The 23,901-nt window shown below is 64.3% G+C and carries 19 protein-coding genes and 1 pseudogene; 1 reads left to right on the forward strand and 19 read right to left on the reverse strand.

The window, feature by feature from the left end:
• Nucleotides 1-448 precede the first annotated feature (448 nt).
• The 16 genes and pseudogenes from QZ613_RS21250 to QZ613_RS20230 all read right to left on the reverse strand — a co-directional run.
• A pseudogene (locus QZ613_RS21250) lies at nucleotides 449-886 on the reverse strand (transglutaminase domain-containing protein); the annotation flags it as partial.
• A 116-nt stretch (nucleotides 887-1,002) separates the two neighbouring features.
• Nucleotides 1,003-2,319, reverse strand: a complete 1,317-nt coding sequence (locus tag QZ613_RS20160; RefSeq protein ID WP_043566837.1) for a nucleotide sugar dehydrogenase — start codon at nucleotides 2,317-2,319, stop codon at nucleotides 1,003-1,005.
• Complete coding sequence (locus tag QZ613_RS20165; RefSeq protein WP_043566839.1) at nucleotides 2,316-3,530, reverse strand: TIGR03087 family PEP-CTERM/XrtA system glycosyltransferase; 1,215 nt, start codon at nucleotides 3,528-3,530, stop codon at nucleotides 2,316-2,318. The genes QZ613_RS20160 and QZ613_RS20165 overlap by 4 nt, the downstream gene beginning before the upstream one ends.
• Entirely contained in the window at nucleotides 3,527-5,455 is a 1,929-nt protein-coding gene (gene asnB, locus QZ613_RS20170; protein WP_043566842.1) for an asparagine synthase (glutamine-hydrolyzing), read from the reverse strand. Before asnB ends, QZ613_RS20165 begins: the two co-directional genes overlap by 4 nt.
• 15 nt (nucleotides 5,456-5,470) lie before the next feature.
• Complete coding sequence (locus QZ613_RS20175) at nucleotides 5,471-6,691, reverse strand: TIGR04063 family PEP-CTERM/XrtA system glycosyltransferase (protein ID WP_291868746.1); 1,221 nt, start codon at nucleotides 6,689-6,691, stop codon at nucleotides 5,471-5,473.
• Nucleotides 6,688-8,628, reverse strand: coding sequence for an XrtA/PEP-CTERM system amidotransferase (locus QZ613_RS20180; protein ID WP_043566845.1), 1,941 nt, complete (start codon nucleotides 8,626-8,628; stop codon nucleotides 6,688-6,690). The genes QZ613_RS20175 and QZ613_RS20180 overlap by 4 nt, the downstream gene beginning before the upstream one ends.
• A 43-nt stretch (nucleotides 8,629-8,671) precedes the next feature.
• The gene (locus tag QZ613_RS20185) at nucleotides 8,672-9,859 is read right to left on the reverse strand and encodes a TIGR03088 family PEP-CTERM/XrtA system glycosyltransferase (protein ID WP_043566847.1); all 1,188 of its coding nucleotides are present in this window, start codon (nucleotides 9,857-9,859) and stop codon (nucleotides 8,672-8,674) included.
• Entirely contained in the window at nucleotides 9,856-11,415 is a 1,560-nt protein-coding gene (xrtA, locus tag QZ613_RS20190) for an exosortase A (RefSeq protein WP_043566849.1), read from the reverse strand. Before xrtA ends, QZ613_RS20185 begins: the two co-directional genes overlap by 4 nt.
• 112 nt (nucleotides 11,416-11,527) lie before the next feature.
• The gene (locus tag QZ613_RS20195; protein ID WP_043566853.1) at nucleotides 11,528-12,613 is read right to left on the reverse strand and encodes a FemAB family XrtA/PEP-CTERM system-associated protein; all 1,086 of its coding nucleotides are present in this window, start codon (nucleotides 12,611-12,613) and stop codon (nucleotides 11,528-11,530) included.
• Nucleotides 12,613-13,476 (reverse strand): XrtA system polysaccharide deacetylase, encoded by an 864-nt coding sequence (locus QZ613_RS20200; RefSeq protein WP_043566856.1) that lies wholly within the window; start codon nucleotides 13,474-13,476, stop codon nucleotides 12,613-12,615. The genes QZ613_RS20195 and QZ613_RS20200 overlap by 1 nt, the downstream gene beginning before the upstream one ends.
• A gap of 18 nt (nucleotides 13,477-13,494) precedes the next feature.
• Nucleotides 13,495-14,664 carry a UDP-N-acetylglucosamine 2-epimerase (non-hydrolyzing) gene (gene wecB, locus QZ613_RS20205; RefSeq protein WP_043566858.1) on the reverse strand — a complete coding sequence of 390 codons (1,170 nt, stop codon included), beginning with the start codon at nucleotides 14,662-14,664 and terminating at the stop codon, nucleotides 13,495-13,497.
• A gap of 12 nt (nucleotides 14,665-14,676) precedes the next feature.
• On the reverse strand, nucleotides 14,677-15,771 hold the full coding sequence (locus tag QZ613_RS20210; protein WP_043566861.1) for an XrtA/PEP-CTERM system-associated ATPase: 1,095 nt from the start codon (nucleotides 15,769-15,771) through the stop codon (nucleotides 14,677-14,679).
• 9 nt (nucleotides 15,772-15,780) lie between these two features.
• The gene (locus QZ613_RS20215) at nucleotides 15,781-17,364 is read right to left on the reverse strand and encodes a TIGR03016 family PEP-CTERM system-associated outer membrane protein (RefSeq protein ID WP_043566864.1); all 1,584 of its coding nucleotides are present in this window, start codon (nucleotides 17,362-17,364) and stop codon (nucleotides 15,781-15,783) included.
• Complete coding sequence (locus tag QZ613_RS20220) at nucleotides 17,345-18,310, reverse strand: XrtA-associated tyrosine autokinase (protein ID WP_043566866.1); 966 nt, start codon at nucleotides 18,308-18,310, stop codon at nucleotides 17,345-17,347. The genes QZ613_RS20215 and QZ613_RS20220 overlap by 20 nt, the downstream gene beginning before the upstream one ends.
• Nucleotides 18,311-18,319: 9 nt before the next feature.
• Complete coding sequence (locus tag QZ613_RS20225; protein ID WP_043566869.1) at nucleotides 18,320-19,879, reverse strand: XrtA system polysaccharide chain length determinant; 1,560 nt, start codon at nucleotides 19,877-19,879, stop codon at nucleotides 18,320-18,322.
• A gap of 113 nt (nucleotides 19,880-19,992) precedes the next feature.
• Nucleotides 19,993-20,622 carry an XrtA/PEP-CTERM system exopolysaccharide export protein gene (locus tag QZ613_RS20230; protein ID WP_043566871.1) on the reverse strand — a complete coding sequence of 210 codons (630 nt, stop codon included), beginning with the start codon at nucleotides 20,620-20,622 and terminating at the stop codon, nucleotides 19,993-19,995.
• A 572-nt stretch (nucleotides 20,623-21,194) separates the two neighbouring features.
• On the opposite strand from QZ613_RS20230, the gene QZ613_RS20235 reads away from it, so the two are divergent.
• Nucleotides 21,195-22,004, forward strand: a complete 810-nt coding sequence (locus QZ613_RS20235; RefSeq protein WP_043566874.1) for a CheR family methyltransferase — start codon at nucleotides 21,195-21,197, stop codon at nucleotides 22,002-22,004.
• Between the two features lie 21 nt (nucleotides 22,005-22,025).
• On the opposite strand, the gene ureG is transcribed toward QZ613_RS20235, so the two are convergent.
• Genes ureG through ureE form a run of 3 tightly spaced genes read right to left on the reverse strand, consistent with a single transcriptional unit; the run spans nucleotide 22,026 to nucleotide 23,901 of the window.
• Entirely contained in the window at nucleotides 22,026-22,664 is a 639-nt protein-coding gene (ureG, locus tag QZ613_RS20240) for an urease accessory protein UreG (protein WP_043566877.1), read from the reverse strand.
• Nucleotides 22,661-23,332: an urease accessory protein UreF gene (locus QZ613_RS20245; RefSeq protein ID WP_043566881.1), complete on the reverse strand. Its 672-nt coding sequence runs from the start codon at nucleotides 23,330-23,332 to the stop codon at nucleotides 22,661-22,663. Before QZ613_RS20245 ends, ureG begins: the two co-directional genes overlap by 4 nt.
• Nucleotides 23,333-23,352: 20 nt before the next feature.
• Entirely contained in the window at nucleotides 23,353-23,901 is a 549-nt protein-coding gene (gene ureE / locus QZ613_RS20250; RefSeq protein WP_043566884.1) for an urease accessory protein UreE, read from the reverse strand.

Genomic DNA, 23,901 nt, shown 5'->3' on the forward strand with positions numbered 1-23,901 from the left:
GCAGCGAGACGAGCAGCGCCAGCAGCGCAGCGATCACCAGACCGCCAACGATCCACAGGTGCACGCGCACACGCTGCAAAGCCTCGACGAGCAGACGATTGCCCGGCTCCTCGAGGACTCTGATCGGCGGATACACCCCCTGCGCGATGCCACCGAGTTGCTCGAGCGATCGCGAGACGCTTCCGAAGGTGCGCACCAGCGGCGCGCGGTCGTACGAGAAGACGTTGTTGCCCCATACCATGTACCACTGGCCGAGGCCTTGCCGATAGTAGTCCCAGGCTTTCTCCTCGATGACGAAGCCGGGTCGTGCGGCGGGGTCCAGTCGCGCAATGCGCAATGACGAGGGGTCTTCGCGCAGCGCCCGGCGAAATTCGAGCGCCGACAGCGGCACGCCCTCCGGGCCAAGGAAGTAGTTGTTGTTGAAGATGCCCACCAGTTGCCAGCGACCCAGTTGCCGGTTCCAGATCTCCGGCCAGATGTGGCCATGGCCACCGAAACCGTCGAAGGAAAAGGCCCAGGCGCGTACCGGAAGGCCGGCAGCGATGGCCAGCCCGACGAAAGCGCGCACGAAATCGCCGCAGTAGCCTTGTCCCTGGGTGACGATGCTGCGGTGGGTTTGCCGCAGGTCCGCCTGAATCGCGCCGCCCGACAGGACCGGGCTCGAGCCGAGCAGGTGCCGGCTGATGGCCAGCACCCGCTCCCAGTCCGAAGACATCTCCTTCAGACCAAGACGATCGACGACGTCGGCAAACTCCGGGTAGGGTGCCCCGCGCTCGAGCATGAAGTCGGCCGGAACGTTCGCCGGCGTCCAGTTGAAGTCGCTTTCACCGCCATGGCCACGAGCGCCGGAATCGGCGAGCAGGAGGGCGTGCCGCATGCGCACCATTTCGGTCGAACTGGTGAAGTAGGGGGCCAGCGACAGCAAGGCCAGCAGCAAGGCGGCCAGGCTGACCCACACCCCGCGCCGCCAGAAGCGAACAGCGTCCGACACGCTCGCGGCTCCTACCAGCAGAGGCCATCGACCCGGGCGGCGATCGCTTCGCCCCGGGGCAGATTGACCAGATCGAGCAACACCTGCTCGGGACGGCACAATCGAGCCAGCGTCGCGGCGACTTCGGGCGTCGACAGCCCGACGACCAACACCTCGGACTCGGCGATGACCCCTTCCAGATCGGCGCGCATCATCTCGCCGATGTGCGGCAGGTGACGCTCGATGAAGCTGCGGTTGGCGCCCAGGAGGCTGGCCAGGTGGACTTCGGGATCGTAGATCGTGAGTTGCATTCCCTTGCCGATCAGCTGTTCGGCCAGCGTCACCAGCGGGCTCTCGCGCAGGTCGTCGGTGCCGGTCTTGAACGACAGGCCGACGAAACCGATCCTGCGCTTGCCGAGCGCCAGCAGCTTGCGCAGCGCCAGGTCGAGGTGATTGCGATTCGACTGCATGATGCCGGCCAGCATGGGAATCTCGACGTCGTGCATCTTCGCCAGATAGGTGGTGGCGCGCAGGTCCTTCGGCAGACACGAACCGCCGAAAGCGAATCCGGGCTTCAGATAGGCCGGCGAGATATTGAGCTGGTGGTCCTGGCAGATCAGGTCCATGACCTCGAAAGGATCGACGCCCAGGGCTTCGCAGAGCCGCGCGGTTTCGTTGGCGAAGGTGATCTTGAGGGCGTGAAAGTTGTTGCAGCAATACTTCATCATCTCCGCCGAGCGCACCGAGGTCTCGATGAAGCGGCACGGCAGCTTGCCGAAGAGCTCGCGCAGGCGCTCGACGGGGTAGGCATGATTGGCGCCGACGACGGTGAACGGCGGCTTGTCGTAGTCGCGAATCGACGACCCCTCACGCAGGAACTCGGGCTGGAAGCAGAGGAAGAAGCCTTCACCGTCCTTCTTGCCCGAATGCTTCTCGATGATCGGACGCAGGACATCCTCGACCGTACCCGGGACCAGCGTCGAACGCAGGACGACGATGTGCGGCGCGCTCTTGCCGGCAATCGCCCGCCCCATTTCTTCCGCCAGGCGCAGGATTGCGCCCTGATCCTGGCTGCCGTTGGCGGCCGAAGGCGTACCGACGCAGACCAGGGAAATCTCGCTCTCGAGCACTGCGCGCTGGGCGTCTGTGGTCACCGCGACGCGGCCGCTGGCCGCGGCGGCGGCCATCAGGTCGACCATCCCCTCTTCGACCACCGGCGTTTTTCCGGCCATGATCAGATCGAGCTTGGTGGCGTCGATATCGACGCCGATCACCTCATGGCCGTCGCGCGTCAGACACGCCAGCGAGACAGCCCCAACGTAGCCCAAACCGAAAATGCTGATCTTCATGCGAGTTTTCCTTTGCTTTCCCAAAAGTTCCCGACGCCGCGATCGATGATCCGATCGAGCCTCTCCATCGAGTGCGGCCAGGCATGATTGCTCAGCATGCGCTGCCGCCCGGCGAGCGCCAATCGCTGCCGTTCCGCCGGATCATCCAGGATCCGCAGGATGGCGTCAGAATATTCCTGGGGAGTATCCGCGACAAGGAAGTGTGTCACGGACTCGGCATCGACACCACCGGCAGCGACGCGGCTGGTGACCACCGGCACGCCCATGGCCATGGCCTCGAGAATCTTGTTCTGCGTGCCGCGGGCGATGTTCAGCGGCGCGACCATCAACGCCGAGCGCCGCACGAAGGGACGCACGTCCGGCACCGAGCCGGTGACCGTGACCCCGGGCAGGTCGCCGAGCTTGCGCATCTCGGGAGACGGATCGGCGCCGACGATGAGCAGCTTGAGCTGCGGCCGGCGCGACTTCAGTGCTGGCCAGATCTGCGTGCAGAAGCGCGCCATGCACTCCTGATTCGGGTAGTAGTCCATGCGCCCGATGAAGCTCAGCGTGTCGGCGTCGTAGGCCTCGTCGGTCGGGCAGAAGAAATCGGCGTCAACGCCGTTCGGAAACCAGTCCGTAGGCACACCGGTGCGATAGCTTTCGAGGGTCTCCCACTCGGCACGCGTGGTCGCCGTACACAGGTCGAAGCGCTGCGCCAGACGCTTCTCGGCAGCGAGCATCTTGGTGCCCTCGAGGCGATAGCCAAGCGACAGCGGGAAAGGCTTGTAATTGGCGTACTCGAGCCACTTCTGCGAGTCCATGTCGCCGAAGTCGAGAATCTTCGGCACGTCGCGAACCTGCTCCACATACTGGGCGACGGACGAGCAATGAACGAAAATCAGATCCCATTTCTGCGCGCCGAGCAGTCGCTGCACGCTCGCCTGCAGGGACGGCGAGAAAAAGAAACCCATCGACGAAGGCGTCGCCAGCGGCAACCGGGCGACCATGCGCAGCGCCTGCAGCGGACCGGACACCTGCGCCACTTCGAAAGCCGCGCAATGGGCGGCGATCCCCTGCCCTTCCGCAGCCTCCTCCGGCGAGCGCGCGAGCGAGCAGACGGTGACGCGGTGGCCACTCGCCGACAGGTGGCGAATCATGTTGAAGGGTCGGATCTTGCCGCCACGCTTGGGCGGAAACGGAAAGCGGTGACAGATATAGAGGATGTTCATGCAACGTAGCTCTTGAGTTCTTCGGCGACATCGGCGGGATCGCGACGATCGAGGAATATCCGGCTCCAGATTTCCAGATTCATCATCGCCAGCAGGATGTCGGTACCATCGATGCGGTTGGCCTGATGATCGGCGATCAGCCGATTGACCACCCCCTGATTGAACAGGCCGCGCGCCTGCACCACGTCGGCGGCGAGCAGCCGCTTCAGCAGGGGAGCCAGCTCACGCTTCAGCCAGGCGCCCATCGGCGTGCCGAAGCCACGCTTCTTGCGGTTGAGGATCTCGTCCGGCAGCAGGTCGGCGAGCGACGCCTTGAGCAGGTGTTTGAGGCGACCGTCACGAACCTTGATCGCAGCCGGCATGGCCGCCGCCAGCTCGACCAGTTGATGGTCGAGCAGCGGCACCCGGCATTCGAGCGAGACCGCCATGCTCATCTTGTCGGTCAGCAGCAGGAGGTCGTCGGGGAGCTGCGTCTCGGCATCGACGGCAAACATCCGGTTCAGCTCGTCCTCGTTGCCGGCCGCCGCGAAAGCGCGCGCCAGGCTGTCCGAGGGACCGGCCGCCGACTCCTCGAGCAACAAGGCGGAAACGTGACGGCGACTGAGGACCTGCAGGTAGCTCCGATAGCGTTCGTCGGAACTCATTTCGGCGCTGGCCATGAAACCCTTGGCCAGGCGCAGATTGTTCAGCAGGCCGGAATGCCGGTCGGTCGGCAGGCGCCGCGCAGCGTAGCTCGCCATGCGCCGCAACCAGCCCGGCCAGCGGCGATAGCGCCTCGCGTAGTGGCCACCGAGATAGCGTCGGTAACCGCCAAAGAGCTCGTCGCCGCCGACGCCCGAGAGGATCACCTTGACGTCCTCGCGGGCAAACGCGGAAACCAGATAGGTGGTGATGAAAGCGGTATCCGACAGCGGTTCGTCCATGTGCCAGAGCAGCTTGGGCAAGAGGGCAACGACGTCGGGCTGGACGACGATCTCGCGATGGTTGGTGGCGAACAGCTTGGCCACCTGGCGCGCATAGGGCAGCTCGTTGTACAGCGCCTCGGCTTCGCCGCCGGAAAAACCGATGGCGTAGGTGCGGATCGGTTGCTCGGAATGGCGAGCCATCAAGCCGACCACGGCGCTCGAGTCGACGCCGCCGGAGAGAAAGGCACCGATCGGCACGTCGCTGACCATCTGCATGCGCACCGACTCGTCGAGCTGGACCTGGACGCGCTCGATCCACTGGCTCTCGGAAAGGTCGCTGACGATCTCCTCGGGCAGACGCCAGTAGCGCCACTCGCGCACTTCACCGTCCTCGACGGCGAGCAGGGTGGCCGGCGGCAGCTTGCGGATTCCCTTGAAGATGCAGCCGGGCGCCGCGACGTAGCCCAGATGCAGGTAATCGGCGACGACCTCGCGGTTGAGTTCGGCGCTCACCCCGGGCAAGGCCAGCAGCGCCTTGGCTTCACTGGCGAAGGCCAGGCGCTGCCAGTCCTGCAGGACGTACAGCGGCTTCACGCCGAGCCGGTCACGACCGATCAGCAAGCGCCGCCGGCGCGCATCCCAGAGCGCGAAGTCGAACATCCCGTTGAGGCGGAGAACGAAGTCGTCGCCCTCCGCATCGTAGAGGTGCAGGAGGACCTCGGAATCGGATCCGGTCTTGAAGCGATAGCCCTTGCCCTGCAGCTCGCTGCGCAACTCGCGGAAGTTGTAGATTTCGCCGTTGCACACCAGCCACAGGGTGCCGTCGGCATTCGACAGCGGCTGGTGACCACCCGCCAGGTCGATGATCGACAAGCGGCGCATGCCGATCCCGCAGGGGCCATCGACGTGACTGCCTTCGTCGTCGGGACCGCGGTGCCGGATACGATCGCCCATGCTCGACAGCATGCGCGGCTCGACACTCAGGCCGTCAAAACGATAGATACCGTGAATACCACACACTATGGCGACTCCGAGTCAGATGGCTGGAGCGGACTGAGCGCGTCCAGCGCCGGCCAGCGCCCGGCGGTAGACCTCCCGATAGCGGGCAACGCTGCTCGCCCAGGTCCGTTCGACCTCGACAAAGCGGCGCGCCTGGGCGGCAATCTGCGGCCACTGCGAGCGTTTGGCGAGAAGGTCATCGAGCGCCGCCGCCAGCGCCGCGGGATCGCCGGCCGGAAAGAGGAAGCCGGTCTCGCCGTGGCGCACCAGCTCGCGGTGACCGCCGACGTCGGAAGCGACGAACATCCGTCCCTGCGCCATCGCCTCCAGGGGCTTCAGCGGGGTGACCAGCTCGGTCAGCCGGATCGGCAGGCGCGGATAGGCGAGCACGTCGATCAGCTCATAATAGCGTTGCACGTCGGCATGCGCGACGCGGCCGGTAAAGATGACGCGATCGTGCAGCCCGGCGGCCAGCGCCTGCGCCTTCAGATTGGCCTCCTGCGGGCCGCCACCGACGAGCAGCAGACGCAGCTGCGGATGCCGGGGAAGCATCTGGCGGGCCGCCTCGATCAGCAGATCGAGACCTTCATAGCCGTAGAACGAGCCGGCAAAGCCGAGCACCGTCGCGCCGTCGAGTCCCAGCGAGTGGCGTAGCGTGGCATCGGCCTGGACAGCGAACTGAAACAGGCCAACATCGACCGCATTGGGGATCACCGTGATGCGCTCGGCCGCGATACCGCGCCCGGCGATGTCGCGGCGCAGCCCTTCGCAGATCGTCGTTACCTGATCGGCGCGGCGCAGGGCCAGGCTCTCCAGGGCACGCGACGCACGATAACGCAGACTGCCCTCCACCGTCGTGCCGTGATCGACCGCCGCATCCTCCCACGAGGCGCGCATTTCATAGACCACCGGCAGCCGCCGACGACGTCCGACCCAGAGACTCGGCAAGGCGTTGAGCACCGGCGAATGGGCGTGGATCAGGTCCGGCCGGGTCTCCCCGATGAGCTGATCGAGGCGGGCTGCGGTCAGGCGCATCTGGGCCAGCAGGCCAGCGCCCTCGACGCTCGGCGTGCGCTGGAAAGACCAGCCGTCGACCTCCTCGTGCAGCGCCGGGCCGGCGCCCTGCTTGGGTGTCGTGAGATGGACGGTCTGCCAGCCGAGCGCGCGCTGTTCGCGCAGGATGGCCAGCGAGCGAAAGCTGTAGCCGCTGTGCAGTGGCAGCGAATGGTCGAAGACGTGCAGGATGCGCAAGCTCATGCCGGTGCCTGCAGACCCGTGACCAGCGCCGGATCGCTCACCGGCGCGTCGAGCACATTGCGCAGGAAGGCTTCGAACATCAGCACCGTCCACAGCGGCGAGCTGTAGTCGCGCACTCCCGACTGGTGGGCATCGACGAGATGGCGCAGATAGTCCTGGTTGAACCAGCCGGTTTCGGCCAGGCGCGCACCGAGCACCGCCTCGCGGACGCGTTCGCGCAATGGACCGCGGAACCAGCGTGCCAGGGGAACGGCAAAGCCCATTTTCGGGCGATAGAGGATGTCCTGCGGCAGGCTGGGCTCGAGCGCCTTCTTGAGCAGGAACTTGCCTTCCTGCCCGCGCACCTTGAGTGAAGAGGACTGTGTCGCCATCCATTCGACCAGTTCGTGATCCATCAGCGGCTCGCGCACCTCGAGCGAGTGCGCCATGCTGGCGCGGTCGACCTTGGTGTTGATGTCGCCGACCAGGTAGGTCTTCAGGTCGAGGTACTGGATCAGCGCCAGCGGATCGTCGGTGCCGGCCTTTCCGGCATGGGTGCGAAAGACTTCCTCGGCACTGTAGCCGGCCAGTTCGCGCCGGAAGGCGGCGCTGAACAGCTGCGTGCGCATCGGCCCGCGCAGGATCGACACGGAATGAAAATAGGCTTCGACCGAAGTTCGGGCCATGCCTTCGAAAGTGGTCTTGGCGCGGAACATGCGCGGCGCCCAGTCGGCTTTCGGATAGACCCGCCCGAGGAGGCCAAAGATGCGCCGGCGCACGCCGTGCGGCAGCGCCGCACGCAGCCGCTCTTCCATCAGGTGCATTCGGTAACGCCGGTAACCGCCGAAGGTCTCGTCGCCGCCGTCGCCCGAAAGCGCCACCGTCACGTGCTTGCGCGCCAACTGGCAAACGCGGTAGGTGGGGATCGCCGAGCTGTCGGCATAGGGTTCGTCGTACAGCCGGGCCAGGGTGTCGATGAGATCGAAATCGTCGCTGGCGACCATCTCGCAGTGGTGGTTGGTGCGGTAGCGGTCGGCCACCTGCTGGGCGAAGGCGGCTTCGTTGAAGGCCGGGTCGTCGAAGGCAATCGAGCAGGTATTGACCGGCTCGGCCGACAGCCCGGCCATCACCGCGACGACGGCACTCGAATCGACGCCGCCGGACAGGAAAGCGCCAAGCGGCACTTCCGAGATCATGCGCAGGCGAATCGACTCGCGCAGCCTGTCGTTGAGTTGCGCGCAGGCGTCCTCGACGTCCACCGGCTGATCGAGGCTGAAGCGCACGTCCCAGTAGGCTTTCGGCTCGGCCAGCGGCTGCCCGCGGCGGACGCTGAGCATGTGCGCCGGCGGCAGCTTCCGGGCCTGACGAAAGATCGTCCGGGGTTCGGCGACGTAGCCGAGGGCGAAGTACTCCTCGACGGCCAGCGGATCGATATCGCGCGCCAGTCCACCGTGCGCGAGCAGCGACTTGAGCTCGGAGCCGAAGAGGAAGCTGCCGTCGGCGAGCAAGGCGTAGAAGAGCGGCTTGACGGCCAGCCGGTCGCGCGCCAGGAACAGCGTCTCGCGATTGCGATCCCAGAGCGCAAAGGCAAACATGCCGCGAAAGCGGTGCACGCAGTCTTCGCCCCAGGCTTCCCAGGCGTGGACAATGACCTCGGTATCGCTGCGCGTGTGGAAGACGTGGCCCAGTGCCTGCAGTTCGGGGATCAGTTCCTGGTAGTTGTAGATTTCGCCGTTGAACACCACGCAGACGCTCTGATCCTCGTTGTAGAGCGGCTGCTGCCCGGTGGACAGGTCGATGATCGACAGCCGGCGATGGCCCAGGCCGACGCCCGGCTCCACGTGCAGGCCACCCTCGTCGGGGCCACGATGGTGTTGCGACTCGTTCATTCGCGAGAGCACGCGGCGATCGATGTCACGCCGGCCACGGGTATCAAAAATTCCGGTTATTCCGCACATATTCTTGGGTCAGTTTCCTTGTCGCTCTTATTGGGGTTTTCGCCTAGGGGTGCAGCAAAGCCTTGCCGCCCACCTGACCGGCACGCGCGCTCAGCAGCCGGTCGTAGAGATTCTGGTAACTTCGGCTCATCGCCTGCAGGCTGAATTCATTTTCCACCCTGGCCCGCCCCGCCACGCCGGCGGCACGTGCCTGCGGCGCATCCTGCGCGTAGCGGGCGATCTGCTCGGCCATCGCCTGCGGATCGGAAACCGCGACCAGTTCGCCGGAACGGCCCGCTTCGATCAGCTCGGCGTTGCCGCCGACATCAGTGGCGATCACCGGCAGGCCGCTGGCCATCGCTTCGAGGATGGTATTCGAGATCCCTTCGGCCAGTGAGGGCAGGACGAAGCAGTCCAGGCCGCGCAGGATTTCCGCAATATCGTCACGTTGCCCGGGCAACCACGCCAGCTCTGCCACGCCGGCCTCTTCGAGCATCGCCTGCGCCTGCGCGCGCAACGGGCCCTCGCCGATCATCACCAGGCGCAGACGCTTCCTCAGCTCGGGAAAGGTGGCCAGCACCCGGATGAAAGCCTGCGCCAATGTCGTCTGATCCTTGACCTGCTGCATACGCCCCACGCTACCGACCAGCCAGCATCCCGGGTCGGTAAACGGGCAGCCGGCAATCGCCTGGCGCTGAGCGAGCGGATGAAACCGCTGCACGTCGACGCCGTTGTATATCTGCGCAACGCGGGCCGGCGGCATGCCGACCCGCAAAGTCAGATAATCCTCGAGATCACGCGACAGCGCTATGTAATGGCTCACGAATGGGCGATAAAAGCGGCGCAGCCACTGGTTTTTCCGGTTCAAACCGTCGAGGTCGCCGATATCGCGGCCGTGCTCGCCATGGATGCGCACCGGCACGCCTGCCGCCCAGGCCGGGACGCTCACCTCCAGCGCCGCGAGGTTGCGACTGTGCACGATGGCCGGACGCAAACGGCGCAACAGCCGCCACAGCTGCGGGTAGATCCACAGCGTGTGACCGGGCGGTTTGGCCAGGGCAATGAAGCTGACATCGTCGCGAACGATGCGCCGCTTGAAATCGGTGATCTCGGTCAGGGAAATCACCGCGTGACGATACGCCTCGCTCGGCATGTGGTTGATCAGATTGACGACACCATTCTCGAGACCACCGACGTCGAAACGGAAGACCACATGCGCGACCAGCGGACGCGGGTCCGCGGCGTGCCTCACTGAGCGTCCATGGTCTGCCGAAGTGCGGCATCGACTGCCGGTCCGGCGCTGCGCACGAAGTCATCGAGCGAGGCCTCGCCGGCCCCGGCTCCGGCGCCGTCGAGCGGCGTGTACAGGACGATCAGCGCGGAGTCATCGCCATTGCCGGTCAGGCGCGACAGGGCAAGGTAGGCCTTGGCCATGGCGTCGCTGGCCGTCCAGCGCCCGTTGACCCAGTACCATTGCCAGACGATCATCCGTGCCGGCGGGTGTCCGCGCAACAAGGCTGTGCGCACCTTTATGTCCTGCCCGTTGAACGAGACCTCCCGCGTCCCGTGGCCCACCACGACCCATTGCGAATCGTCGCTTCTGACCAGTGCGTTGTTGGAACTGACCAGTTTGCGCTGCTCGTCCTGGTTGCGGTAATAGGCGAGGAAGACGCCGACCTCGCGACCGTCCTTGGCGAAGGTGGCAAGTGTGCTCGCCGCGTAGTTCTCGAAGCTCGGCTGCCAGGCGTGCACACCGGGGTCCGTCACCTGCCAGCCAGCGATCGCGCCGAGCGCTGCGGTCTGGCCGATCTGCGGCGCACGACGCCCGTCGATCTGCCATTGCGCGAAGGTCCACAAGCCCGCCACCAGGACGGTAGCCAGCGCGGCGGCCAGCGACGCCGACGTCGCCGCGACGGCGGGCGCCGTGGACAGTGGCGTCGCCGGTGGCTGAACCTCCAACTCATCCTCACGCCAGCGCGCGCCGATCCAGAACATGGCCAGAATGACGATACCGAAGAACGCCCAGCCGTAGATCAGATGGTCGACGCCGACCGCCAGCTTGTTCCCCGACAGATGGCCGATCATGACGATCATGTAGGCCCGCATCCAGTTGGCGACGATCGGAACCAGGAAGGAAACCAGAACGAAAACCAGGCGCCGCGCCAGCGAGCGATAGGTGAGGTAGGCGAACAGCGTCCCGACGGTCACCGAAGCGATCAGATAGCGAACGCCACTACAGGCCTCGACCACCGACCAGCTGCCGCTGGGGATGACGAAGCGCAGGCCTTCGGCATGCACGGGAATGCCCGAGACGCGCAAGCCGAGAATGGTGAAGTGCGCCGTCCATTCCATAAGCATGGGCATCGCAAAGTCGCCAAAGGGCACCGCGAAGAAGAGGTAGAGCAGCGGAAAGGCAACCCGCCGTGCGACTCCCCAGCCGAGGACCGCAGGTACGGCCAGAATCAGCATCGCCACCAACGCAAACTGGGAAAGCGCATTGACTGCAGCCACCTCTCCCAGCAGCCAGACAAAGCCGGCGCCGGCAAACAGGAGCACCGCCAGAAAGCTGTACCTGGGCACCAAGACGGCGAGACTGGAACGTATCCGCCAGATCAGCCACAAGGTGATCGGCGGCACGATGAAACCGTGCGCATAGGTATCCGAACGCTCCCAGATAGCGGCCATGGCCAGCGCCGTCTCGCGAAAGAGCAGCAGAATCACGAGCAGGGTCAGAATCAGGGCGGGGAGAGCAACGCGCCAGGCCGGATCTGCTGCAGGGGAGGTCGGACGCGGTTCGGCTTGGTTCATGGAGTGGCTTTCAACAGGCAGGAACACTCAGGAGTCATCGAAGGCATCGAAGGCGTCGAGGTCAGCGGTCGTCGCGGCGCGTACGCAGCGCAGCACCGCTTCCCCGGAACGGCTAACCCAGGTTGCGCACGATGAATGGCCCAAGCCAGTTGGCGAGGCCAATCGGCATGCGCCGCCAGGTCTTGATCAGCATTTGGTACTTGGCGTTGGAGGGGTTGTTTTGCGGGATGGAATCGCGGCGGTACAGGCGATGCTCATAAAACAGCGGTTGCGGCTCGAAGCCCCAGTTCTTCTTGAAGGAATACGAGCCGGTACCCTGCTTGCTACGGCCATAGTCGAAAATCTTCAGCCCGCGCTCGCAGGAGCGGCGCATCAACTCCCAGTACTTGAAATCGTTGGCCGCCAGCTGGCGCGCCGAGACGTCGTCGCCGGCGTAGTACGGCAGGACTTCGTCGCGAAAATAGAAACTCAACACGACACTCAGCGGCCGACCGTTGTCGTCCACCACGGTGAGCGCCTCGCAGTCGGCAGCGAAGACGCGCTGCAAGGTCTCGAAGTAGCGCCGGGGGAGTGCCGGCGTCCCGTGGCGATGAACGTTGTCGGCGTAGAGCGCGAAGAAGCGCCCCAGATCCTGGTCGATCTCGCTGCGCAAGCCGTTCTTGATCCCCTTGCGAACCATCGCCCGCTGCTTGCGCGGGATGGCCAGCAGGTTGTCGTCGACCGCGGGTTCGAGTGGCTTGCGGAAGCGCACGTAGAGATCCTGCAGCGGCCAGTCCGGATGACGGTGGCGCAGGTTGCGCAGTTCCAGGTGGTCGACACCGAGACGCGTGGCGATCGCCTGCGCTTCGCCTTCCAGCGCCTCGACCGCCGCCACGCTGTTCGCTGCGACGCCGCCATAGACGGCAAAGGGCAGCGAGACCAGGGTATTGCCGAAAAGCACGCTCTTGACCTGGGCCAGCGGCAATACGCCCTCGATCACGCCGGAACGCTCGGCGTAGAGGAAATGCGTACGATGCGCGAAAACCTCCTTGAGGACCTGCTGCCAGCCCGACTTGTGAAAGAAGGTGGCTTCCGGACAGGCGGCGACGAAAGCATCCCACTGGCGAACCGCGACGCGGTCGGCAGGATCCAGCGTCTTGACGACCAGCGGCGCGCTGGCCGCGACCAGCCTGGCGATTTCCTCGATTCTCGTGTCCATCAGTTCACTGTCAGCGGCGGCGCGGCCGGGCCCAGAAAGATCTCGTCCATTCGCCCCCAGCGGAAGTCGCCGAGCAGGCGCTTGATCCGACCTTCGGTGTGCCGCAGGTTGACGTAATGACGAAAGCGGGTCTTCGCACTGATACCGGTAACGCGCGGTTGGTCGGCGTCGATTTCCCAGGGATGAAAGTAGAAGATCGCCGGCTGACGATCGCGTTGATTGACTTTCGCCAGCAGCCAGCGCGACAGTGGATACGGCAGCAGGCGGAAGTAGCCGCCACCACTGGCCGGCCAGTTACGGTCGAAGTAGCGCAGCGTGGTCACCGGCAGTTCCAGCAGTCCGGCGCGCACGCGGTGCGCGAAGCGTGGTGCATCGGGCATGCCGTAGTGGTCGTGGCGAATCGGATAGATGCTCGAACTGTAGCGATAGCCGGCACGTTCGAGGCAATCGAAGGCCCAGAGATTCGCTTCGCCGATGGAAAAACTCGGCGCCCGATAGCCCTTGACCTCTTCTCCGGAGATGTCCTCCAGCAACTTCTTGGCGGCGCCGATATCGGCCGAGAACTCGGCTTCGCTGAGATCGCTGGCGCGCTGATGGCCGTAACCGTGACTGGCCAGCTCGTGCCCGCCGGCGACGATGCGACGGACCAGCTGCGGGTAACGCTCGGCGACCCAGCCAAGGGTGAAGAAGGTCGCCCGCGTCTGCCCTTCGTCGAGCATCAGAAGAATTCGCTCGACGTTCCGTTCGACGCGGCACTCGCGCGAATCCCAAAGCTCGCGCGGGATGTACGGGGCGAGCGCGGAGACCTGAAAGTAGTCTTCGACGTCGATCGTCAGCGCGTTGGTGATCGGCTGGCCGGGCATCTTGTGCCTGTCTCCTGGTTACGCGGCGCGCAACGCGTGCCGCGCGAGCAGCCAGGCGGCGAGGTCTGCGACGATTCTCGGCGCTGCCTGGCCATCCCAGAACTCGGGGATGCGACCGCGCTTGCCGGCGCCGGCAAGAATCTCGGCAACCCCCTTGCGAATCGCCTGCGCATCGCAACCGACCAGGGTATTGGTGCCCTGCTCGATGGTGATCGGACGCTCGGTGTTTTCGCGGATCGTCAGGCAGGGGACGCCGAGTGCGGTGCTTTCCTCCTGCAGCCCACCGGAATCGGAAAGGACGAGCTTGGCTCCGGCCATCAGGCCGAGCATTTCCAGGTAGCCCTGCGCGGGTAGCAGGGCGATGCGCGGGCTACGCAGCAGCTCGCCCAGGCCGAAACGTTCGATGTTCGCGCGCGTCCGCGGATGCAGGGCAAAAACCAGCGGCAGCTGCTCGGAAACCTCGCGCAGGACCGCCAGCAGGGGCTGCAGCGTGTCGACCCGGTCGACGTTGGAGGGCCGGTGCAGGGTCACTACCCCGTAGCCGTTCGCGTCGTCGAGCAGCGCCGCGTCGATGCCCGCCGTTTCCAGCGTTCGCGCTGGCGGGTGCGCCAGCTCGAGATTCGAGAGCAGCGAGTCGATCATCACGTTGCCGACGAAGCGTACGCGCTCCTCGGCCACCCCTTCGCGTGTCAGGTTGGCCAGCGCGCTGCGCTCGGTGGTGTACAGGCGATCGGCAATCTGGTCGGTGAGCAGGCGATTGATTTCCTCGGGCATCGCGCGATCGTGGCTGCGCAGGCCGGCTTCGACATGCACCACCGGCACGTCTTTCTTGACCGCGACCAGCGAGCAGGCGAGCGTCGAATTCACGTCGCCGACCACCAGAACGCACGCCGGCCGATGGCTGTCCAGTACCGGCTCGAAACGTTTCATGACTTCGGCCGTCTGCAGGGCGTGCGTCCCCGAACCGACTTCCAGGTTGATATCCGGATGCGGCAGGCGCAGGTCGACGAACAGACGGTCGTTCATGTCCTTGTCGTAGTGCTGGCCGGTATGCACGAGCAGGGCCGGAACGGCCGGCTGGTGAGCGCGCAAGGCACGCAGGATCGGCGCCATCTTCATGAAATTGGGCCGCGCGCCAACGACGCAGACGACCGGGCCGAGATCGGCAGGCCACTGCTGGTCAGCCAAGATCACTCTCCTTCATGGTTTCACCCGCAGCGCGTCAACCAGTTGCTGAATCAGCGAAATAACCGCTGCATTGCTGCGTTCGAGACGAACCATGCTGCGCTCTATACGTATCATCCGCTGCTCGGCCTGGCCGCTCTTCAGCTCGGCAATGGCGCGCGACGCACGTTCTGCGGTACTGGCGTCGAGATCGAGGCGCGACAGGTCGATATCCAGAATGCCGCTCTCCGTCAGTGGCGGATGGGCCGCGCTCTCGCCGCCTTCGCCGGGGCTGTTCGGCATGATGACCGATTGCGATTGCGTTTCTTCCTTGAGTTCCTTGGCCACCTCTTCGACATCGGCACGGTTAAACTCGCTCTTGCCGGCCAGGAAGCCGGACAACAGCAGGCGATCACAGTGCGCGTTGATGCGTCTCGGAATGCCGCCGCTGGCCACGAAAATGGCCTCGAAGGCGCCCGCGTCAAAATGCGGTGAGCCTTGCGATCCGGCGCACTTCAGGCGGTGCTCGATGTACGCCTGCGTTTCGTCCTGAGCCATCGGCCCAATGTGGCAGGCGGCGATCACGCGCTGACGCAACTGCTTCATTTCCGGGCTCTGCATGACCTTGCGAAACTCCGGCTGCCCGATCAGGAAGCTCTGCAGCAGGGCCTGCGTGCCAAACTGGAAATTCGACAGCATGCGCAGCTCCTCGACCGCACGCGGGGTCAGGTTCTGCGCTTCATCAACGATCAGCAGACAGCGTTTCCCCTGGCCCGTCACCTCGACCAGAAAAGCTTCCAGAGCCAGCAGCAGCTCCGATTTGCCGACATTCTTGCCGCCAACGCCAAACGCCGCGGCGACCATGCGCAGCGTGTCCTCGGCGTCGAGTTGAGTGCTCACCAGCTGCGCTGCAACGACCTTGTCCGAATCCAGGTCGTTGAGCAGACCGCGTACGATCGTTGTCTTTCCGGCACCGATCTCGCCCGTGACAACGATGAAGCCCTCGTTCTGATTCAGGCCATATTCAAGGTAGGCCATCGCCCGCCGATGCTGCTTGGAAGCGTAATAAAAGCTTGGGTCGGGGTTGAGCTGGAAGGGCTTGCTGGTCAAACCGTAGAAGGATTCGTACATGAAGAGCGATCAAAAACTGTGGGAAAGTGCGCCGGTCAGCGCGTTCTCGGAATAGCTGGTGACGCCACTGGAAATGACCCGGCGGGCGCCGATGTTGGCGCTGGTCTTCGGCGTGATGCGCGTCGACAGCAACAGATATCCACCGGTGGTGGTGGTTTCCGGCGAGCTGGTGATGAACGAGCTGCTCCGCTGCTGATTGAATGACAGCGAGAGCGACGACAGGCCCGACAATTGGTGCGCCCAGATGATGCCGTAGCCGACCTGCAGAATGCGATCTCGCGTTGAATAATCGTCGGTCAGGCCATTGATGACACTCAGACCCTGCTGCTCGCTGCGCGTCGCCGTGAAGGTAACGGTGTTGCGGGAACCCATCAGGGCTGCCGTCAGCTGCTGCAGGTTCTGCACCTGGGGGCGATCGTTGAGGTAGCCATTGACCACCGTGCTGTCGGCCGGAATACCTCGATCAACCAGCAATTGCGCGGTCTGCGCACCGATCTGCGCCGGGGTGAACGTCGGATTGGTGGCGGCGATGATCGCATAGAAGGCATCGTAGTTATTGCCTTGGCCGGTGTTGCCCACCCCTTGTGGCTGCAGCGACACGTCCTTGCTGGAACGGAAAGTGAGCATCGACCGTGGCCGCCGATGGCTGAAGTTGATATCCCAGCCGGTTCCGAAAAAGCGGTTGCGCACGATCGCGTTGAGCCGCGTACGAGTGCTCGGCGTCCAGTCAAAACCGACACCGCGCGTAAAATTCGTCTGCTGGTCCAGGCTAACGTAGTCATTCGATTCGCGCCCGCCGAGCAGGGATACCTGAAACTGGGGATTGAAACGGTAGGCGACGGTCACGTCATAGCGGGTGGCGTCGTAGTCGCGACCAAACTCGTAGTCGTTCTTCAGGCTGCTCGCATCCAGCGCCCAGGTGATGTGATTCCAGCGCGTCGATCCGTTCAGCCCACCGCTCCACTGATAGGAATTCAGCCCCGGCGCCAGGTTTGACTGCGAGCTGGTCGTTGTCGCCTGGTAACGCAAGCGGTAATCGGCCCAGCCCAGCAACTTGCCCCTGAGGTAGGGCGAGAGAGAGTAACTCGACGTCTCGGTTCGGTTTCTATCAACGTTGGCGTTGCTCGGTGAAACGGCGCCGAATGCCGAGAGATACTGCTGCGAAATCCGTCCCGTGGCGTCGATGAAGAAGAAGTCCTCGATGGCCTCGAGCGTGCCGACCGCGTTCAGCGCGTTCTGGTGATTCCTCTGGCTCTTCTCGCGCAGATAGAGTTGCTCGGTATAACCATAGTCGAGACGCAGGTTGGCGCGCGCACCCTGTCCGTTGACCGAGATGGACGGCGTGATGCCGGTCACCAGATCGCCCTGCTTGTTCGACGACGAGGAGAGGAAAACATTGTCGGTCAGCGTCTCGCTGACCGCGATCGACGGCACGATTGTCCAGTTCTCGGCGTGCAGGGGAGTCGCGGCACAGGCCAGGACGACCGGCAACAGTGCGACCACGCGGGCCTGGCGCAGCTGGCCATCGCCGACAGCCAGGCGCCGCCGCCCGCGCGGAGCCCCCCCCTTGCCCTCAAGCACCGTCTGAACCATAACCGTAGCCGTAACCGTAGCCATAACCGTAGCCATAGCCGTAGCCATAACCATCCTGACTGCTGCCGCGCGCCTGGTTGAGCAGCATCATTTTTACCGGGCACGATTCAATCGCCGCCAGGGCGTGCTTGACGTCACTGCGAACCGTGCTTTCCGCCTTCACCACGACCACTACCTGTCCCATGTGCGTGGCCAGCACGCGCGATTCTGTCGTCATCAACAGCGGCGGCGAGTCGAAGATGATGATCCGATCCGGATAGCGTGTGGCCATCTCCTCGAGCAGATCGACCATCGCGTCACTGGCCAGGAGTTCGGTCGCCCGCGCGTGCTGCGTACCGCTCGGCAGAATGGTCAGTGTTTCGACGTTGGTCTTCATCAACACCTGCGAGAACTCGACCGAGTCGTCGGTCAGAACGTCGAGCAGGCCGCGCGACGGCGGCAAACCAAGCATCTTGAGCACCGAGGGCTTCGGCAAGTCGGCGTCGACCAGCATCACGGTGTTGTCCATCTCCATGGCGATGCTCATCGCCAGATTGATCGCCGAGAAGCTCTTTCCCTCTCCGGAAATCGCGCTGGTGACCATGATCAGGTTGCCGCGCTTGACCGGCGCCGCACCCTTGCCCATGGCGTTGGCAATCAAGGGCCGCTTGATCACCCGATACTGATCGGCGATCTGCGAGCGTGGCGCATCCGGGCTGATCAGACCGCTGGTGGCCAGCGCCTGCAGGTCGAGCTCGATACGCCGCGAAGCCGGCGCGTTGGCTACCGGCGCCGTGCTTGCCGACATCTCGGCACGTTGGCGCTTGAGGTCGGCAACCGCCTCGACACGCGCGGCAGCCTCGGCTTCGGGAGGCGCTGGCTCGACGTCGGCGACGGGGGCGCCGACTTCCACACCCGCGCTGCGCAACTGTGCAAGACGCTTGGCCGCTTGTTCAATGAGGCTCATCGCTTTTCCTCAGGCAGTACGGACGGAAAAAAGAAACAAGGCGAGAAGCCCCGCACCGTAGGCGCCGACCAGCGAGATGCAGGCCGCAGCAAAGCGGATCAAGTCGCGGCGCTGGCTACGTTTCGTCGCGTCGTTGGTGAGCATGGACACGGTTCCCAGAAGGGGCAGACCACAGGTTTCCCGCAGCGAGCGCGAATCGAAGAACACCGGCCGAACCTGACTGGCGGCGAAGGTCACGGCGATGCCGGCACCCAGGGCCAGCAGCAGAGTCAGCGGCAGGAACAGGGTGCGGTTCGGGGCGACCGGCTTGGGCGAGACACGCGGCGGGTCGATCAGACGGAAATCGACGCCAACGGTGTTGTTGATCTCGCTGCCCATGTTGGCCGATTCACGCCGCTTGACCAGTTGCTCGTAGTTATTCTTGTTGATCTCGTAATCACGATTGAGCTGGGCGAACTCGGCTTCGATCTGCGGCATCAACTTGACCGCCTCTTTCATGCGGTCGTAACGCGCCTGATACTCCGCGACACGGGTCTGCAGGGCGGCAATATTCGCCTCCGCCTCGGATACGGAAATGGCCAGTTGCTGGTGCACCGGATTGGTCGACATCGAAGTCGCGGGGCTGGCCTGCGCCACCTTCCTCCGCGCCTTGATCTCTTCGCGCTTCTGCTCTTCGAGATCCTTGATCAGACGGCGGGCACTGACCACATCGGGATGCTTTTCCGTGAACCGCTGCAGCATGGCGTCCAGGTTGCGCTGCATGATGTCGAGTCGGCTGTCGATCTCAGGAATCGAGACGCCGGAAATATTCTCCTGCACCGGCGCCGGCAGGAGGGCCGGCTCGTCGCCGAGGATGTGACGCTTGAGCGCCTCGTGCGACTGCTCGGCCTCGCGCAAGGCGAGTTTGCTCTGTTCGAGGAGCGCACCGGTCTCGCTCATCTGGGCAAAGTGGTCCTTGCCCTCCGCACTCTGCGTTGCCAGGTTGCGCAACTTGAACTCCTTCAGCCTGGCCTCCGCCTCCTCGAGTTTCTTCTCGTAGGTGGTGATCTGTTCGTCGATGAACTTGCGCGCCGACTCCGAGTCCTTGCGCGCGTCACCGAGGTTCGATTCGACAAATATTGAAACCAGCGACTGCACCACCCGCTTCGCATGCTCTGGCTGGGTGTCGCGATAGTTGATGGTGTAGATATTATCGCGCGAGGTATTGGCGATCTTGAGTGACGACATCAGGTTCTCGGCCAGCGCATCGCGCTCGCCCTTCGACTGGATGCCGAGGTCGAGATCGGCCATGCGGATCAGCTTTTCCACGTTTGGTCGCGTAATCAGCGTGCGGCTCAGCATCATCACCTGCTGGTCGATATTGGGTTGCGTCACCAAGCCGGACATCAGCGGCCGCAGGATCGACTGCGTGTCGACAAAGATTCGTGCCGAAGCCTCGTATTTGTCAGGTATTGCCAGCACCGCCGCCACACTCGCCAGACCAACAACCCAGGCGACGATGATCCCCAGCCAGCGACGCTTCCACATGCCGAGCAATATCGTTGTCGCTTGTCGAAGCAGTTCATCCATGGGATTCAGACTTTATCGGTATCGGTTTGAGGATTGCCGACGGCATCGTGCACGGTCATCGGCAGGCGAGGAAAAATGTCAAAGCAGAAAACAAGCGAAACGTCGGGCGACCATCAGAACCAGCTCTGCGGAATGATCAGCACATCGCCGGGCTTGACATCCACATTGGCCGAAATATCGCCACGGCGAATCAGATCGTGCAGGCGAACGCTGTACTGTTTGTTGTCGTCGGAAGCGCGCAGCAGCGTCGCGCCGTTGCCATCGGCAAAATCGGTCAAGCCGCCAACCGCAATCATCACGTCAAGCAGGGTCATCTTCTGGCGGTACGGAAGGGCCTGCGGCTTGGACGCCTCGCCGATAACGCGAATCTGCTCGCTCTGGCTGCCGACAAAACCGGTCACCACAACGGTCACCACCGGATCGCGGATGAAGACCCCCAAAGCCTTCTCCATATCGCGCGCCAGCATCGTCGGCGTCTTGCCCATTGCCGGCATGTCCTCGATCAAGGGACCGGCAATCATTCCATCCGGACGTACGGGAACCGACAGGGAAAGCTCGGGGTTGCGCCAGACGATGATATTCACGTTGTCGCCAGGCCCGATAAGGTAGCGATAATCCGGTGAAGCGGCAACCTCCGGAGCAGGCGGAAAATTGGCCGCGCAACCCACGACAAGTGCGCCGACAGCGCCCAACGCAAGCCAACGCAAAGCGGCGCCGATAAGATGATGCAAGCGTGAAACCATGACCCTCTCCTTTGTAGCCGCCGGCCTGGAAACGGAATGCGGCGAATCCCCAAGACACTGCGCTGACGGGTATCGTAAAGCGCGCCACAGTATAGTTGAATTGACACTGGCCACGAAACCCTCGCGCTTGCCGGCGTCGCAACCCATGCTCAGATCGTAACCACGGCGACAGGGCCGCGGCTCTTGACGCCAAGCGTCACCCCGCCAGCTGATCGTCGCCAAGCCGCTGTGAATGAAACGAGAATACTTGCTGCAATGCGCCCAGCAAGAGGAATAACGCACAATTCACGGCATTTCTTTAGGGCCATCGCAAAAGAAAACACCGCGCATTCTATAACACGCTGATATAGCTCGACAAAGAATCGCACCATGACTTTCGCCCCCGGCCCGCACACGCGCTGCGATGACCGGCAGGACTTGCCACAACCGTCGTCATGGTGGAGCATGTGGCGCAGATGAGCGCTGCCGACGAGCCGACAGGGCGAACCGGGCCGGCAACCGCCGCCCGGCGACCGTCGATCAACGCCAGCGGCGACCCAGCCGCCTGACGGCGAAAGCTTAACGAGGTATGGATGGACCAGGCGTCGATCACCGACCAGGAGTTTGCCCTTTTCCAGCGACTCATTTACAGACTCGCCGGCATCAACCTGGCCGACAGCAAGAAGATTCTTCTCGTGGGTCGTTTGCAGCGGCGTCTCCGCGAGCGCCAGCTCGGCAGCTTCGGCGACTACTATCGCCTGGTCAGCAGCGGCCAGCACCCGGACGAGCAGCAGACGATGGTCGACCTGCTGACCACCAACGAAACCTACTTCTTCCGCGAAGCTCGCCACTTCGACTTCCTGCGCGACGAAATTCTCGCCAGCCAACAGAGACGCAGCTTTCGCGTCTGGAGCGCCGCCAGTTCGAGCGGCGAAGAGGCCTACAGCGTCGCCATGCTGCTGGCCGAAGCGCTCCCCAACACCCCCTGGGAGGTCTTCGGGTCGGACATCAGTACGCAGGTGCTGGCCAGGGCGCGCAATGCCTGTTACCCGGTCAACCGCAACGAGGGCATCCCCGAAGCCTGTCGGCGCAAGTACTGCCTGCCCGGCGAAGGCGGCGACGAGGCGACTTTCCGCATCGCTCCGCGCATCCGCCAGCAGGTACGCTTCGCACAGGTCAACCTGACCCTGCCGATCAGCCCCGCTGTCGGCAGCTTCGACGTCATTCTCGTGCGCAACGTGATGATCTACTTCGATACCGCGACCAAGCGCAAGGTCGTTGCCAACCTCCTGCCGCGGCTACTCCCGGGCGGCCATTTCATCGTCGGCCATTCCGAATCGCTGCACGGCATCACCGACCAGCTGTCGGCAATCAGACCGACGATCTACCGCAAGCCGGAGTGAACGCTCGCACGGCGGCGCGCTTCAGGCCGCGCCCAGCAAGCCCCGCGACTCGATGAAGGCGATGATCTCCGCCAGCCCCGCGCCGGTCTTCATGTTGCTGAAAACGAACGGCCGCGCACCGCGCATGCGCCGGCTGTCGCGGTCCATGACTTCCAGCGAGGCACCGACCAGCGCAGCCAGATCGGTCTTGTTGATCACCAGCAGGTCGGACTTGGTAATCCCCGGACCGCCCTTGCGCGGGATCTTTTCGCCAGCGGCGACGTCGATGACGTAGATCGTCAGGTCGGAGAGTTCGGGGCTGAAGGTCGCCGCCAGATTGTCGCCGCCGGACTCGACGAAGACGATCTCGATGTCCGGAAAGGCCGCCGTCAGGCGGGCCACCGCCTCGAGATTGATCGACGCGTCCTCGCGAATCGCGGTATGCGGGCAGCCGCCGGTCTCGACGCCGAGAATGCGCGCCTGCGGCAGCGCCGCGTGGTGCACCAGGAACTTCGCGTCTTCGGCAGTGTAGATGTCGTTGGTCACCACGCCGAGGCTGTATTTGTCGCGCAGCGCGAGACACAGGGCCAGGGTGAGCGCGGTCTTGCCGGAACCGACCGGGCCACCGATGCCGATGCGCAGCGCAGGACGGGGGGTCATCTTGGGGTCGTTTTCTTTCATGATCGGAAGAGTCTCGTGTATTGCGTTTCGTGGCAGCAGCACGCCAGCGCCAGCCCGGGAGCGAAGTTGCTCCAGCGTTCTTCGCGCAATTCAAGTGCGCGCTCGACGACACCTGGCAGGCGGCCACCGAGGGCGAACAGGATTCGCTGCCCGGCGGCCTGCCCGAGGGGCACCGCCTTGAGCGCCGCCATGGTCTGGTTTTCGCACCACGACCAGAGATACGCGGTCAGCGAATCGGCGAGCGGGATTTTCCAGCCGTCGGCGGCCAGCGCCCAGCCCACCGGAAAGGAAACCTCGGCCAGCGCGTCGAAGGCGGGCGGCAAGACAAGGTCGTCCAGCTCGTGCAGCAGGCGACGCAGCGAATAGCCCATCTGCAGCGTCTCGGCGCGCAGCTCGGAGGACTCTCGGCTGGCCAGGAAATCGGCGTTGAGACGCTCGATCTCCGCATGCTCCGCCGCCGCCCAGGCACGCTGCAACTGGCCCGTCAGCGGCGCCTCGAAGCAACCGATACCCTCTTCGAGCAGCGCGGCGATCCAGGCCAGCGCACTCGCCTGGTCGTGCACCAGACCGCTTTCGACGGCCCACTCGAGGCCCTGCGAATAGGTGTAGGCGCCGACCGGCAGCGCCGGACTGGCGAGCTGGAGCAGACGCGGCAGTGTCGGATTCAATGACTCAAGGACTCAATGCCTCACTTGAACTCGTGGATCCTGGCCGGCGAGCGATGTGCGCCGTGCCCGGGATGGTGGGGTTCGCTGACGTCCGCGCCGGACAGCGGGCGATAGCCGTGTCTCCGGGAATGACTATCCACGTGCGCGTTTGCGCCATAGGCGCCCCCTTCAGGGTCGAACGGCGCCTCGACCTCGCTCACCGTACACCCCAGGCCGACGAGCATTTCGGCAAGGACGTGATCAGGCTGGAAGCGCAGGAAACCATCGCCAAACTGCACCGCCACGTGCCGGTTGCCGAGATGGTAGGCCGCGCAGACGAGCTGCAAGCTGTCGCTGGTGCGCACTTCGAGCAACGCTTCCGGGGCCGCTTCGACCTCGACGACCAGGCCGTTGCCGGTGAGCAGGCGGTCGCCCTGCCTGAGCACGGTGCCGGACGGCAGAACGTAGCCCAGCTCCTCGCCGCTGGCCAGCGTCACCCGCTGCCGGCTCTTGCGGCGCACCTCGTAAGGAAGCACCAGGCGATCGCTGGCTGGAGTCTGGTCATCGGCGAAGGATTCGGCAAAAAGCAT

The sequence above is a fragment of the Candidatus Accumulibacter sp. ACC005 genome, from assembly GCF_907163215.1.
GTDB lineage: Bacteria > Pseudomonadota > Gammaproteobacteria > Burkholderiales > Rhodocyclaceae > Accumulibacter > Accumulibacter regalis.